The following is a 14,074-nucleotide window of genomic DNA, read 5'->3' on the forward strand; positions in this document are numbered from 1 at the left end:
TTAACCTTCATCATCAAGCGAGTAATATTATGGGTTGTGGTATAAATAAACTTTATACATAAAAAGGATAAGTGATGGCATTAAGTGAACTTAGTAACATTACATCGCAGATATTCGGTAATATTAATATACAAACTGTTCCTATTTCTGAAATATTAATAGTGACAGGCATTGTTATAGCATCGATAATCTTATTTGCTGCATTTATATATGGAATGTTTAAATTAGCTAAGGCATTACCTTCAATGTCAGTTAAGAATTTTATGTTATTTATGCTAGTAATTGCGGCAGTGTTAATAATTATAGGTATCCTTATACCATAAAGTTAGATAATATTTTTATTTCCATATTCTATTTCATATTCATTTTCTATCTCTAATATTCTATTATATTTTGCTGTTCTTTCTCCTCTTGCAGGGGCTCCAGTCTTTATAAAATCACTGTTTAATCCTACGGCTAGGTCTGCTATGAAACTGTCTTCGGTTTCTCCGCTCCTATGGCTTATTATTGTTTTTATGGAATTTTCTCTAGCGGTGTCAAAGAATTCGTAAGTTTCTGTTAAAGTTCCTATTTGATTAGGCTTAACTATAACTCCTCTAGTTGATTTATTTTCTATTCCTTTCTTAAGATATTTAACGTTGGTAGTATACAAATCATCTCCAGTTATAATAGTGTTTTTAAGTTTAGATTGAAGTTCTGCAAAATGCTCAAAATCGTTCTCGTTAAATGGATCTTCTAGATATAGAATTGGGTATTTCCCTGCTAATTCTGAATAGTAATCTATCATTTCTTCTGCAGACTTTTTGGTTCCATCTATTTCGTATACTCCTTCCTTTTCATTGTAAAAATCTGAGGATGCCGCATCCATGCCAAAGAAAAATTCTCCTTCATATCCTGCCTTCTTTACCGCATTGGATAACAATTCTAATGCCTCTTCTGTTTTATTTAATGGTGGGGATACTCCACCTTCGTCTCCTAACGCTGTATAAATTTTTCCAAATTTTTCGCTAACAAGGTTTTTTAACTGCTTATAAACTTCTGTTGATGCAAATAAAGCTTCGCTAAATTTATTAAATTTTAAAGGAATTATAATAAATTCTTGGATTTTTAGATTATTACCTGCATGAAGTCCTCCGTTTAATATATTTAAAAGAGGAACAGGAATTCTATGTTTTCTTCCACCGCCTATATATTGAAAAATTTCAAGACCTAGTGCTTTAGCTGCAGTTTTTGCCACAGCTATTGAGGTAGCTATTATTGCATTTGCCCCCAATTTTGATTTGTTATCTGTCCCATCAAGTTGTATTAATGTTCTATCGATATCTTCTTGTCTTCTTACATCGAAACCTCTTAATGCATCATTGATAAAGTAATTTACGGAATCTATAGCGGGTTTAACTCCGCCTTTACTATCTCTTAATTCTATAGCTTCCCTGCTACCTTTAGACGCACCTGCAGGTGCATCGCCAAAGGATTTTATTCCCCCTTCAGTTTCTACGAATACTCTTATAGTTCTATTTCCTCTGGAGTCAAGTATTTCTATTCCTTTTATTTTTTTAATAATGAACTTGTCAGACAATTTAAATTACCTCCATAGAATTTACTATTCAAGGATATAATGTTCATCGTTCCTTTTATATTCTTAATTTATGGAATTCTCTCGCCAGTATATTTTGTAATACTTAAAGGAAAGCTTAGTAACGAAAAGGCTTTTTTATTTACTTGGACTTTATCTCCTTTCATTATCTCTTATGTTTATAACTGTATTTTTATTTTCTATTATATTCTAGTAATATCTAATTTTATTTTCTTATATGTGGCATTAAATGATAAGTTAAGGAAGTATTTATGGAACGGAGTTCTATTTTTAGTTCTAGCTTTTTTGATAGAATTTATTTATAAGATTTTTTAAGTCCTAAATAGTGATAGATGATACATGCCAAAAAGAAAACAAAAAGAAATAGATGTTTGTCCTAACTGTGGTACAAAGGTAGACAAACCAGTTAAGACTTGGAATCTAGTTTCTCCTTTACCTGATGCAGAAGGTAGAATTACTATTACTATCATGGGATCTTACGTTTGTCCCAACTGCGGCTATAAGTGGAGAGGGGTAGTATCTAAGATAAAAGCAGGAGGTTCATCTGTGGAAATTCAAGGAAAAAATGGTACAGTTAAAAAGATTGGCGACGAAAAACCAGAGAAAAGAGATGAGGGAGAAATCATAGAGCTTGATTTAAGTGATCTAGATGAAGAAGAGTGACATTGCAATAATTATTTTTATAGCTTTTGTTTATATTCTATTCTTTACTAATATAATTACTACTGCAAGCGTAGAAGGAGTATCGATGTATCCGGTTTTTCAGAACGGCGCGCTAACGTTTTACGGTCCGCCAGAAAATATACAATATCATAATGTTATAATTTATAAATCTCCCGAATACGGAATTTATGTTATCCACAGAGTTGTTGGCATAGATGGCAATCATTACATTACACAAGGCGTTGATAATATATCAAATCCATATCCTGATAATAGAATTGGGTTAGAACCACCACAAGGAATTCCTAGTACAGATGTAATAGGAAAAGTAACTGAAGTCAATGGTTATATAATTTCAGTACCATATTTAGGTTATCTTTCTATATTATTTTCCTATCTCTGACTATTTTAATATTTTTATTACACCTTTTTCTCTAAGCCTAAGTACTCTATAAGACGGTGTTACACTAGTAGGATGATTGGCTTTAACTTGGTCTAATCTTTTTACACTAGTATTCTGAGGAGTTTGACGTATTTTTTCTGGATCTTTATAACTTTCCTCTAGAATTTCCTTTAATGTCTCTATGAATTTATCTAAAGTCTCTTTAGGCTCGGTTTCAGTAGGTTCTATCATTAATGCTTCTTCTATAATTCCTGGAAAGTAAATAGTTGGGGCATAAAAGCCTCTATCTAATAACGCCTTAGCAATATCTAATGCAGTAACTCCTTTGTCGTTAAGCAAAGGTTTTGCACTAAATACGACCTCATGTTTTCTTGGTCTATGTGGCGCTAATAATTCTAAGCCTTTAACATCTTTAAGCTTAGAAATTAAATAATTAGTAGCTAACGTGCTCATTTTCCCTACTTGTGAAACACCTTGAGGTCCTAAACCTAATATATAAACATAGGCTCTTATAACATTCCCTATGTTACCATAGAAGGAGGCTATTTTACCAATAGTTTTTACTGGAGTCCTTAAAACATACTTACCTCCTTCTTTATCAACTATTGGATATGGCAAATATTCTTTTAGTTCGCCTTTAGCACAAATTGCTCCTGCTCCAGGTCCTCCACCGCCATGCGGCACTGCAAATGTCTTATGCAAGTTTATATGAACTATATCGAATCCCATATCTCCAGGTCTTGCAATTCCTAGTATACCATTTAAATTTGCACCGTCGTAATATAATACTCCATCTACAGAATGGATTATCTTAGATATCTCCAATATATTTTCCTCAAATAATCCTAAAGTATTAGGATTTGTAAGCATTAATCCCGCAGTTTTTGAATTAACTACTTCTTTTAGTATATCAATATCGACAAGCCCTTCTTGATTAGATTTAATATAAATTACTTTATATCCACTCATTGCAGCACTTGCAGGATTAGTTCCGTGGGCAGTATCTGCAACTAACATTTCATCTCTTTCCCTATTTTTAGTTTTATGATATTTCTTAATCATCAAAACTCCAGCTAATTCTCCTGCGGCTCCTGCAGGGATTTGAAGACTGCATTCATCCATTCCCGTCATTTCTGCTAGCCATTTCTGCATTTCGTACATCATTTCTAGAATTCCTTGTACAGTATCCTCATCTTGTAATGGGTGATAATTTTCCACTACTCTACTAGTTAACTCCTCAACTTTAGGGTTATATTTCATAGTGCATGATCCTAGCGGCATCATTCCTAAGTCTACGCCAAAGTTCTGTTGTGAAAGTCTTATAAAGTGTCTTACAACTTCCAATTCACTTAATTCTGGAATTTCAAGATCATTTTTCCTCTTAATTTTCTCTGGTATGTCAATTTTTACATCTATATTCTCTTCTGGTATTATAATTCCTTGTTTTCTTTTTTTGTTACTTGATAATTCGTAAATAAGTGGCTCGTCCCAATTAGCTTGTCTCCACAATTTTTTTCACCTCTTCTATCATTTCATCTATCATACGCTTTGTGTGTACTTCAGTGACGCAAAATATTGCGTCGTTATCTGAGATTTTTAATCCTCCATAAATTCCTCTAGCTTTCAAATTCTCGTGAATTTTACCGTAGCTTATGGGAAAACTTACTGTAAATTCCTCAAAGAAATCAGAATTAAACTTTCTTTTTCCAATACCTTTTTTCTCAAATTCTAAAAGAGCATAATGACTTCTCTTATATATTTCTTCTGCAAGTTTCCTTAAACCAGATTTTCCTAATAATGATATATATACTGCGTTAGCTATTGCCATTAAGGCTTCATTTGTGGTTATATTTGAAGTAGCTTTTTCTCTTCTTGTGAATTGTTCTCTCGTCTGCAAAATAAGAGTATAACCCCTTTTACCTTCAGAATCTGTAGTTAATCCTACTAGTCTACCAGGCATTTGCCTTACTAATTTACCGTCCCATTTAGTGGCAAAAATTCCCATATAAGGTCCTCCAAAATTTAACGGTAAACCTAGTTCCTGGCCGTCTCCTACCGCGATATCAATATCGTATTCTCCAGGTGGTTTTATTAAACTTAAAGATAGTGGATTCACGCCCATAATCGTAATGGCTCCTTTCTTTTTAGCTAAATCAACTATTTCTTCAATGTCAGTCTCAAATATCCCAAAAAAGTTTGGTTGTTGAATATAAACAGCGGAAGTTTCTTCATCTATTTCTTTCTCTGCAACTTCTAAGTTAATTTTTCCTTCATTAGTATAAGGAATTTCCTTTATTTTTATCTCTTTCCCATAAGTCCAAGTTTCTAAGACTTTTTTGTGGTAAGGATTAATTGATGCAGGAATTACAACCTTTTTCTTACCGTTTATCCTATAAGCCATTAATACTGCTTCAGCTAACGCAGATCCCCACTCATACATTGACGAATTTACCACTTCCATTTCAAGTAGATCCGCCATCAAACTTTGATATTCGAATAAAGCCTGGAGTAGGCCTTGGCTTATTTCTGGTTGGTAAGGAGTGTATGATGTGTAAAACTCAGACCTTGATATAACAAACTTTACTGCTTCTGGTACATAATGGGGACATACTCCTCCTCCTAAAAATGGAGGCATTCTTAATTTAGTGTTCTTATTTTCAAGTTCCAGAAGCCTTAAATAAATTTCATATTCTGAAAGAGGTTTTGAATAACCAACATTCAATAATCTTTTTAATTTTATTTCCTCTGGTATATCCTTAAATAGATCGTCAATGCTATTTACTCCTATTTCTCTAATCATTTCGTTCTCATAATCAAGGTTGGGTAGCCAAGGGTGGTAGTCCATTTAAATTTCATATAGTATGTTTTATAGAGGATTATAATGTTGTTTAAAACTCCTCTTTCAACAGTTGAAGAGAAGATAGGTGCAAATTTTGGAGAATTTGCTGGATGGGAAATGCCAATGGATTATACTTCTTATCAAGACGAGCACATGGCTGTAAGGCAAAGTGCTGCGTTTTTTGACCTTTCTCACATGGGTAGAATAAGAATAAAAGGAAAAAAAGAAGAGCTAGATAAGATAGTAACTAGATCATTATTATCTGAAAACTTTAGGATGATAGGGCCTTCTGCAATGCTAAATGAGAAGGGTGGATTTATAGACGACATTATGATTTACAAGGTGTCAGATACAGAGTTTTTAATGGTGACTAATGCTATCAATAGAGAGAAAGATGTCAACTGGATAAAACATAATTCTTCGCTGGAAGTCGAGGACTTAACTTTCGATTATGCTATGCTAGCAATACAAGGTAGGAGAGTTTGGGAATTATTAGGATATAAAACGAATCTACAACCTTTACAGTTTGTTTTAAATTCAAATTTTCTAGGAGAAGATGTATTCTTATTAAGTAGATCTGGATGGACTGGAGAAGACGGTTTAGAAGTTTGGGCTAAGGCGGAGGTTGCTGAGAGGATAATAAATAAACTAATGGAAAAAGGAATTAAACCGGCAGGACTAATAGCTAGGGATAGTTTAAGGCAGGAAATGGGATTTGTATTATATGGAGAGGATATAGATGAAAACACGACGCCAGTAGAGGCTAGATATTGGGTCTTTGATTTAGATAAAAATTTTATAGGAAAGGAAAAAATTGATGAACAACTCAAGAATGGCGTAAAAAGAATAAGAGTTGGGTTTAAATTGCAAAAAGGTATAAGGGCTATACCTCGTCATGGTTATAAGATAAGAATCCTAGAAACAGAAGTAGGAGAAGTAACTAGTTCGACTTATTCACCATATTTAGGTAGGGTAATAGGCATGGGTTATATTAATTCATCTAATGCATTCTTTGGATTTCACGCTAATATAGAAATTAGAGGCAAGGACTATAGAGCTAAAATCTCAGACTTTCCATTAATCTAGGTGTTTATATTGGGAGAAATAAAAGTGGGAAAATACATAGTCCTAGATGATAGACTTTATACTGAAACTGACGAATGGGTAAAGATTGATGGGGACGTTGCTGTAGTGGGAATAACTGATTATGCCCAAAAGAAGTTAAGGGACATTGTTGGAATTGAATTACCTAAGGTTAATCAAGAAGTTAAAGCTGGAGATCCGGTTGGAACTATAGAGTCAGTTAAGGCGGCTTCGGATCTTTATTCACCATTAAGTGGTATAGTAGTAGAGGTAAATGAGGGGCTTGAAACTTCTCCAGAAATTATAAATAAAGATCCTTACGGCGAAGGTTGGATGTTCAAGATTAAAATTAAAGACAAATCGGAGGCTCAAAGGCTATTAACTCCAGAAAAATATATTGAGAAAATAAGAGGTGAATAAATTGTCGTTTGAGATTAGAGAATCGTACATTCCTCAATTAACTAAACCAAGTTATATGATAATTGGATTGCCAGATGCAGGCCTAGTTGGAGAAATTGCTACAGAATTTTTAATAGAAAAAGGAGGATTCAAGGAATATGGCGAAGTTTTTTCCAAGAAATACATTCCGCCAGTTATGCATGTTACTAATGGTGTTGCTAAGTCTCCTCTAAGGGTATATCATAACATTAACACAATAATATTACATGCATGGACGGCATTACCTGCGTCTTCAGCGTATCCGTTGGCAGAGTTTATAGTTGATTATGCTAAGAAATACGGGATAGATACAATCATTTCTATTACCGGTGTTCCAATACCTAATAGGTTAGATATAGAAAAGCCTACTGCCTATTGGATAGCAAGTGAGGAAGGACTATCAGAAGAATTGTCAAAGACTAATTTAATGCAAAAATTCGATGACGGGTATATTGCAGGTCCTTATGCACCTATATTACTTGAAGCGTCAAGGAAAAATGTTAGAAATTTTGTAGTAGTTGTTGAATCTTTCCTTGATATACCGGACCCAGAAGCTTCTGCAGTGGCATTGGATATTATATCAAAATATATAGGCTTTAGTATAGATGTCAGCTCTTTACTTAAAGAAGCAGAAGAAATAAGGGCTAAAATTAAAGGCTTAATGGAGCAAACTAAGAAAGAACTTCCGTCATATTCTTCTGTAAGGCCTATGAGCTATGCGTGATAAAAATGCCAGCATTTAGAGATCTTTACGATCTTGTGAAAAAGATGATGGAGGAGGAAGAGAAAGAATTTAAGAAGATGAAAGAAGAAATAGAGAAAGAATTTAACGAACCATTATACACTTATTATGAAACAGATAAGGAAATATACTATATAGTAGATGTTCCTCACTTAGAAAGTCAAACTCTTTACATTAAAATGGAGAATAATAAATTAGAATTAAGCTGCAAGGACAAATATGGTAAATGCTATCATTTAGAGCTTCCAGTTAATAACGTAGAGAAATATGACGTGGACGTCGTGAGAAATAAAGGATTTGTAAAGATAGTTCTGAAGAAGAAATCCACTTAAAAAGCTTCTTTTATAAGTTTATAATAAAGTTGCAACATATTTATAAACGCTGTTTAACATAGTAAAAATAGTGACTGACTTGGAAGAGTTTGACAATTCCAAGGATATTGAGACTAGGAAAGTGCAAAAGTTAGGTTCTTCTTCACTTTTCATCACATTACCCAAAAAATGGATAAATAAATGGAACATTAAGCCTGGAGATAAAATTTTGATAGAAATTTCCGATGACGGTTCGCTTAAACTTCTTGCAGAGAAGATAAAGCTCTTATCTAATAGGAAAACAATAAAAATTGATATAGATGCTATAAAGCAACCAATACCAAGCATGGTTTTATGCCTTTATTCTTTAGGCTACGATGAAATAGTATTCGAGTCTAAGAAACAAATTGTTCAAAAAGAGATCGAGGACTTAGTTTCAACAACTAAACAAATGGTTGGTGCAGAAGTAACTGAAGCTTCAGAGAATAGAGTAAAATTAGAATGCTTATTGGATGCTGAAAAAGTAGGCCTAGAATCTCTATTAAGAAGAATTTTAAACATTATCTCAAAGAAAGTCGATGGAATAATATCTTATTTATCTGGAGAACAACCTAAAGATAGTGAATTAACCCAGCAGGAGGACTTAAGAAGAGTTTACTTAATGTTACTAAGGCATGTTATAGGAAGTAAATATGAAGTTTCTTCAAATTTAAATAAGAACTTTTTAGTAGTCATGAATGCTGTAATTTTACTTAATATCTCAAGACTAATAGATAGAATAGACTCTACGATAAAAACAACTAAACTTAATGAAGATACTCCAATTTTAAAGGAGATCTTACAGAAAATTAATGATCTATTAGACGAAGTAATAATGAGCATACTATTTCCTAGTATGAAGAGAGTAAGTAATGGGCTAAACTTAATAAATCAAATAAATTCATTGCTACAAGCATTTAATGATAAATCTTCAATAGTCTATACATCTGTTGTAGATATAATATCTAACTTACAATTGGCATTAGAAAATTCTTCTTGCACTTTATTTTTAGAAGATATGCCTTGGATAGAAAGAAACTTTAATGTTGTTAAATAACATATTATTGACAGAAAATGTCAACACTTAAGATAGAAGACCTTCACGTTGAAGTTGAAGGCAAGGAAATCATTAAAGGAATATCACTTGAGATAAAAAGTGGAGAAGTTCATGCAATAATGGGACCGAATGGTAGTGGAAAGACTACATTATCTTTAGCAATAATGGGACATCCTAAGTATAAAATAACAAAAGGAAGAATATTACTTGATGGAGAGGATATTACTAACCTTGAAACTGACCAGAAAGTTAAGAAAGGCTTATTTTTAGCTTTCCAAAATCCAATAGAAATTAGTGGAGTAAAACTATCTACACTTTTAGTTGCAGAATATAATAGAATATATGGAAGTAATGAATCAGTTACTCAAGTATTCTCTAAAATAGCTAGTTTATCTAAATCAGTAGGAATATCGGATAGTCTTCTCAACAGAGGAGTATTTGAAGGCTTTAGTGGTGGAGAGAAAAAGAGGGTGGAAATTCTTCAGTTGCAGATATTAAAGCCTAAATTTGCAATTTTGGACGAACCAGATTCTGGAGTTGACGTTGACGGTTTAAAGATAATTTCTGACGTGATAAAGAAGGTAAAAGAAGAGAATAATACTGGATATTTAATAATAACTCATTATAGGAGAATCTTAGATTATGTGAATGCAGATAAGATCCATGTGTTGTATAAAGGAAGAATTGTAGCAAGCGGAAGCATGGAACTAGCTAAATTAATAGATGAGAAAGGTTACGAAGGGGTAATAAAGCAATAGCTACTATTTTATCATTTAACTTTATAATCTAATTATTTTTGTATTTCTTGAAATATTTTACTTTAGCATGGAAAGGTTTAAATGCTTTCTTTAACAGAGTTAAAGATGGTAGAAAAATGACAGAAGAGAAAGTGTCAGTAGATATAAACGAGATACTTGATGCTGCCATAGAGGCCAAGTATAATAGAGTAGATCAAATTGAATTTCACAGAAGAGTTGTAGAAAGCGGATTATCTAGAAGTACAATAGAAGCAATTTCTAAGGCAAAGAAAGAACCAGAATGGATGTTAAGATTAAGGCTGAAATCTTTAGAGTTATTTGAAAAGCTTCCTACTCCTAACTGGCTACCTGACGTTTTAAGTTCACTTAATGTGTCTAACTTAGAATTATACATAAAACCAGATGTTGAAAGAACAGATAGCTGGGAACAAATTCCTAAAGAAATAAGGGAATACTACGAGAAGTTAGGTATTCCTCAATCTGAACAAAAAGTTTTAGGAGGATTAGTTGCAGTATTTGAGTCCGAGCCAATTTATGCCAATGTTAAACAAGAGTTACAGAAAAAAGGAGTAGTAATGATGCCACCAGAAGAGGCAATGGTAAAGTATCCTGATATATTTAAACAATACTTTATGAAAATATTCCCAGCTTCGGATCATAAGTTTGCTGCACTCCACGGAGCTTTATGGAGCGGAGGAGTATTCGTTTACGTTCCTAAAGGAGTTAAGATTACTACTCCAGTTGAAGGATTCTTTGTAATAGGAACTGAAATGGAAGGACAGTTTGAACACACTTTAGTTATTGCAGACGAAGATTCTTATATTCACTTTATTGAAGGCTGTTCTGCTCCACAGTTCAAGAACTTTTCATTCCACGATGGTATGGTAGAATTATTTGCAAATGACAATGCCCACATAAAGTTTACTACAATTCAAAACTGGAGTAAAAACGTAATAAACTTCAATAACAAGAGAGCTTGGGCAAACAAGAACTCAGTAATAGAATGGGTTGAAGGATCTTTAGGTTCAAAATACAGCTTCGTGTATCCGTCAACGATACTTAGGGGAGAAGGAGCTTCATCAACTAGCCTGGTAGTAACTTTAGCTTCTGCAGAAGGAGACTGGAAGGATAGTGGCTCAAAGATGATTCATGCAGCACCTCATACAAGAAGTAGGGTAGTTAATAAAAACATTGGATTTAACGGAGGAGTTAACGTTTATAGAGGTTTAGTTAAGGTCAATAAAGGTGCTGTAGGTTCAAAAGCATTTGTAAAGTGCGACTCATTAATGCTAGACGAAAAGACGAAGGCTTATACGTTCCCCCATAATCAAGTATTTGAAGAAGACGCTGATGTAGCTCACGAAGCTCACACTTTCAGGATGAGCGAAGATCAATTATTCTATCTAATGAGCAGAGGAATAAGCGAGAAAGAAGCTACTTCAATGTTAGTCCTTGGATTCATGGACGAAATAATGAGAGAATTGCCTTTTGAATACGCTGCAATGTTAAATAAAGTTATAAAATTAGAGTTAGATAAGTTAGGAGCAGTGGCATAAATGCCTTTAGTCGATATAGATTCAGCCAAAAGTTTTCTTTCTTCTTTAGAAAATAGATCTGAGAGAGAGGAGCTCTTTTCAATTTATGAAAGATTACCTTATCAGTTAATTAATGATTCACCTACAGTTAAACATTATACACGATGGGAAAATTTAGATAAGCTTAATTTAAAAATAGAAAGTTTAGACAGAAAAGGGGGAGTCAATTATCCTAGTATTCCAGGCTATGTAAGGGTTGTAATTCATAATAATTTGGTGAAAGAAACACCATTAGAATTTTCATCCAGTGTTGGAAATTCATTAATAAAACCGGAAGACCACAAGCTAGTATCCTTAACTCTTTCTCTATCAAGGAAGTTGGAAATCAAACAAGGCGGGAAATACTTAATTTATCATTATACTGACTTAGAAGGAAATTTTTCTCCAATAAATGTTGAGATTAAGGTTCCAGAAGGAGAAAGTACTGACGTAATATATTATTCCGAAAATAAGGGTAAATCTATGAATTCTGCTGTAATTTCTGCATTAGTAAGTAAGAACTCTTCACTTAACCTTACTTTAGTAAACAAGGGTAACTCAAGCTATAACTTTGTTTACTCAAAGGCTAAGATCGAAGGTTCCATTAATACTTATATAATATCTTCTGGTTTCTCAGAAGGTCACGTAGAATACCATTCTTATCTAGAAGAAGGCGCACAAGCATTCTTTAGTTCTAGAGCTTTAGGCGTTGAGAATAATAATATAGATGTAATAACTAATGTTTATCACGACGGTCCTAAAAGCGTCAGTAACGGATTTATGAAATCGGTTTCATCTGGTTCCTCTTTTGTAGTTACTAGAGGAGATGCAAGAATTAACGAGCAAGCAATAGATTCTTCAACTTCGATAATTGGTAAAGCAATAATGTTAGGCGAATCTACTGCCGTTGTGGCACCAATGTTAGAAGTTAGAACTGGCAGAGTTATAACAGCTAAGCACTCAGCTTCAGTTTCTAAGGTTCCAGAGGATTTGATATTTTACCTTCAGAACAGAGGATTTGACAAGAAATCCGCGGAAGGTTTAATAATAAGGGGCTTTATGGAGGAAGAAGGAGATACTGAAATTGTTAAGAAATTAATAGATGAAATAATTACATCATTAGGTTATTAGTTTCGGTCAACTCTCTCTTTTTACCTTTGTACAAATAAGGATAATATATAGGGGAAGAAGAAAGGTAATACGAGGGCCATGAGAGTAATAACATTTAAAGCAGAAGAAGAGTTGTTACAAAAGCTCGATTTATATGCAGCTAATAGGAGATTAACTAGGAGCGAAATTATAAGGGATGCAATTAGGAAATATTTAGAGGAATAATTTTACGGAAATTTTTTAGCCTCACTTTTCGATTATTTAATTGCCGCCGTAGCTCAGCCTGGTTAGAGCGCCGGACTCATACGGCAGGGGGACATCCGGTTGTCCGGGGTTCAAATCCCCGCGGCGGCACCTTCCTTATTTCGAAATATTTTCTCACAAAAAGAAATTTTATAATCTATATATGAATAAGATACAGAGTACGTAAGAAGGGCAAATTTAATATTTGATTTTAACCAGTGATGTTAAAAAGTTAATTTATTTAATGTAAATAAATTTTAATATATTGTCTGGTCAATTAGAGAAATTATTTCTTGCAGATCCTGTTAGATTTGCATTAGAGATTTACTACTTAAGGTTTGATATAGAACATACTGAATTTAAGACGACTAGGGAAGGTTATTTAATGATATACAGAAAATTTTATCTGCCAGGAATAATTCTTCACGCAGATAAGGAGTGTACTGTGAGAGAATTACTTTCAACGCTGAAGAACGAGGAGAGTAAATTTGTTCTATTCATAGAACCAAAATAGGTACTTTTACCAAACTTTCCTAAGAAAATTTATCCAGAAATATTAATGACTTGTGATAAACCTAACGTGTTCAGAAGAGAAAACGTGAGAAGACTAGGTATTGAAGATAAGGAGAAGATTTTCCCCTTACGGTCAAGGTCTAGGTAATGTTATACTTCGATTAATAAGTAAGAACAAAACTACTGCATATGGATTGTTTCTAGATAACCACCTTGTTTCAGCTGCATATACGTGGATTGAACTAGAGAACATTGCTGTGATAGGAGGAACTAAGGAGGAATTTAGGAATATGGGCTTAGCAACTTCAGTTGAGTCAATGCTGACTGAAGACCTTACTAAAAGAGGTAAGCCTCTTTGTATGCGAGAGAAGATAACAGTCTAGCAATTCATGTATATAAGAAGATAGGTTTCAAAGAATATTGGAAAAGGTTATGGGTATCTGTAAATACTGTGAAAAGCCTTTATAACAATTATATTTATGATATTTTAAGAGTCTGAAAATATGAAATACTATAAAGTTAGGTAAAGTAACTAGAAAAATTATGAATATACAATTAGTCTAGGAATGGCGATATATGAAAAATATGGGAAAGATTAGAGATAATATTAAGACTCTTGAAGTGCTAAAACAAAGCGATACAATAAAGGTTCTTTTTATAACTCAGCTATTACCTGGTTTTATACTATACTTTATTATTTGCTG

16 protein-coding genes, 1 tRNA gene and 1 pseudogene are annotated in these 14,074 nt (G+C 33.3%); 15 read left to right on the forward strand and 3 right to left on the reverse strand.

Going from position 1 to position 14,074, the window contains the following annotated elements; all coding sequences use genetic code 11:
• Nucleotides 1-74: 74 nt before the first annotated feature.
• Complete coding sequence (locus tag D1867_RS01510; protein ID WP_155862510.1) at nt 75-323, forward strand: hypothetical protein; 249 nt, start codon at nt 75-77, stop codon at nt 321-323.
• Nucleotides 324-325: 2 nt separating this feature from the next.
• Here D1867_RS01510 and eno read toward each other — a convergent pair whose 3' ends face one another.
• The gene (eno, locus tag D1867_RS01515) at nt 326-1,579 is read right to left on the reverse strand and encodes a phosphopyruvate hydratase (RefSeq protein WP_155862511.1); all 1,254 of its coding nucleotides are present in this window, start codon (nt 1,577-1,579) and stop codon (nt 326-328) included.
• Nucleotides 1,580-1,936: 357 nt separating this feature from the next.
• Here eno and D1867_RS01520 point away from each other — a divergent pair, with 357 nt between their 5' ends.
• Together D1867_RS01520 and D1867_RS01525 are read left to right on the forward strand one after the other, a co-directional pair.
• The gene (locus D1867_RS01520) at nt 1,937-2,260 is read left to right on the forward strand and encodes a chromatin protein Cren7 (protein WP_155862512.1); all 324 of its coding nucleotides are present in this window, start codon (nt 1,937-1,939) and stop codon (nt 2,258-2,260) included.
• Nucleotides 2,247-2,663: a signal peptidase I gene (locus tag D1867_RS01525; RefSeq protein ID WP_155862513.1), complete on the forward strand. Its 417-nt coding sequence runs from the start codon at nt 2,247-2,249 to the stop codon at nt 2,661-2,663. The genes D1867_RS01520 and D1867_RS01525 overlap by 14 nt, the downstream gene beginning before the upstream one ends.
• Here the strand turns inward: D1867_RS01525 and gcvPB are convergent, their stop codons facing one another.
• Nucleotides 2,664-4,172 carry an aminomethyl-transferring glycine dehydrogenase subunit GcvPB gene (gene gcvPB, locus D1867_RS01530; RefSeq protein ID WP_155862514.1) on the reverse strand — a complete coding sequence of 503 codons (1,509 nt, stop codon included), beginning with the start codon at nt 4,170-4,172 and terminating at the stop codon, nt 2,664-2,666.
• Nucleotides 4,156-5,508 (reverse strand): aminomethyl-transferring glycine dehydrogenase subunit GcvPA, encoded by a 1,353-nt coding sequence (gene gcvPA / locus D1867_RS01535; RefSeq protein WP_155862515.1) that lies wholly within the window; start codon nt 5,506-5,508, stop codon nt 4,156-4,158. The genes gcvPB and gcvPA overlap by 17 nt, the downstream gene beginning before the upstream one ends.
• Nucleotides 5,509-5,547: 39 nt before the next feature.
• Here gcvPA and gcvT point away from each other — a divergent pair, with 39 nt between their 5' ends.
• The 12 genes and pseudogenes from gcvT (at nt 5,548) to D1867_RS12760 (ending at nt 13,869) form a co-directional block, all read left to right on the forward strand.
• Nucleotides 5,548-6,588, forward strand: a complete 1,041-nt coding sequence (gene gcvT / locus D1867_RS01540; protein WP_155864361.1) for a glycine cleavage system aminomethyltransferase GcvT — start codon at nt 5,548-5,550, stop codon at nt 6,586-6,588.
• A gap of 9 nt (nt 6,589-6,597) precedes the next feature.
• Nucleotides 6,598-7,005: a glycine cleavage system protein GcvH gene (gcvH, locus tag D1867_RS01545; RefSeq protein ID WP_155862516.1), complete on the forward strand. Its 408-nt coding sequence runs from the start codon at nt 6,598-6,600 to the stop codon at nt 7,003-7,005.
• Nucleotides 6,998-7,747 carry a proteasome assembly chaperone family protein gene (locus D1867_RS01550; RefSeq protein ID WP_338077921.1) on the forward strand — a complete coding sequence of 250 codons (750 nt, stop codon included), beginning with the start codon at nt 6,998-7,000 and terminating at the stop codon, nt 7,745-7,747. The genes gcvH and D1867_RS01550 overlap by 8 nt, the downstream gene beginning before the upstream one ends.
• A gap of 5 nt (nt 7,748-7,752) precedes the next feature.
• The gene (locus D1867_RS01555) at nt 7,753-8,097 is read left to right on the forward strand and encodes a hypothetical protein (RefSeq protein WP_155862518.1); all 345 of its coding nucleotides are present in this window, start codon (nt 7,753-7,755) and stop codon (nt 8,095-8,097) included.
• A gap of 79 nt (nt 8,098-8,176) precedes the next feature.
• Entirely contained in the window at nt 8,177-9,172 is a 996-nt protein-coding gene (locus D1867_RS01560; protein ID WP_155864362.1) for an AbrB/MazE/SpoVT family DNA-binding domain-containing protein, read from the forward strand.
• Nucleotides 9,173-9,189: 17 nt separating this feature from the next.
• A complete protein-coding gene (gene sufC, locus D1867_RS01565) occupies nt 9,190-9,930 on the forward strand; it encodes a Fe-S cluster assembly ATPase SufC (protein ID WP_155862519.1) in 741 nt (246 codons plus the stop codon).
• A gap of 116 nt (nt 9,931-10,046) precedes the next feature.
• Nucleotides 10,047-11,486 carry a Fe-S cluster assembly protein SufB gene (gene sufB, locus D1867_RS01570; RefSeq protein WP_155864363.1) on the forward strand — a complete coding sequence of 480 codons (1,440 nt, stop codon included), beginning with the start codon at nt 10,047-10,049 and terminating at the stop codon, nt 11,484-11,486.
• Nucleotides 11,487-12,635: a SufD family Fe-S cluster assembly protein gene (locus D1867_RS01575; protein ID WP_155862520.1), complete on the forward strand. Its 1,149-nt coding sequence runs from the start codon at nt 11,487-11,489 to the stop codon at nt 12,633-12,635. It begins immediately after the preceding gene.
• Between the two features lie 78 nt (nt 12,636-12,713).
• Nucleotides 12,714-12,839, forward strand: a complete 126-nt coding sequence (locus tag D1867_RS01580; RefSeq protein ID WP_048054650.1) for an aCcr1 family cell cycle regulator — start codon at nt 12,714-12,716, stop codon at nt 12,837-12,839.
• A 42-nt stretch (nt 12,840-12,881) separates the two neighbouring features.
• Nucleotides 12,882-12,968, forward strand: a tRNA-Met gene (locus tag D1867_RS01585).
• 154 nt (nt 12,969-13,122) lie between these two features.
• Nucleotides 13,123-13,371, forward strand: coding sequence for a hypothetical protein (locus D1867_RS01590; RefSeq protein ID WP_155862521.1), 249 nt, complete (start codon nt 13,123-13,125; stop codon nt 13,369-13,371).
• Between the two features lie 193 nt (nt 13,372-13,564).
• Nucleotides 13,565-13,869, forward strand: a pseudogene (locus D1867_RS12760) (GNAT family N-acetyltransferase).
• Nucleotides 13,870-14,074 lie beyond the last annotated feature (205 nt).

Source organism: Acidianus infernus, from assembly GCF_009729545.1.
GTDB classification, from domain to species: Archaea; Thermoproteota; Thermoprotei_A; order Sulfolobales; family Sulfolobaceae; genus Acidianus; species Acidianus infernus.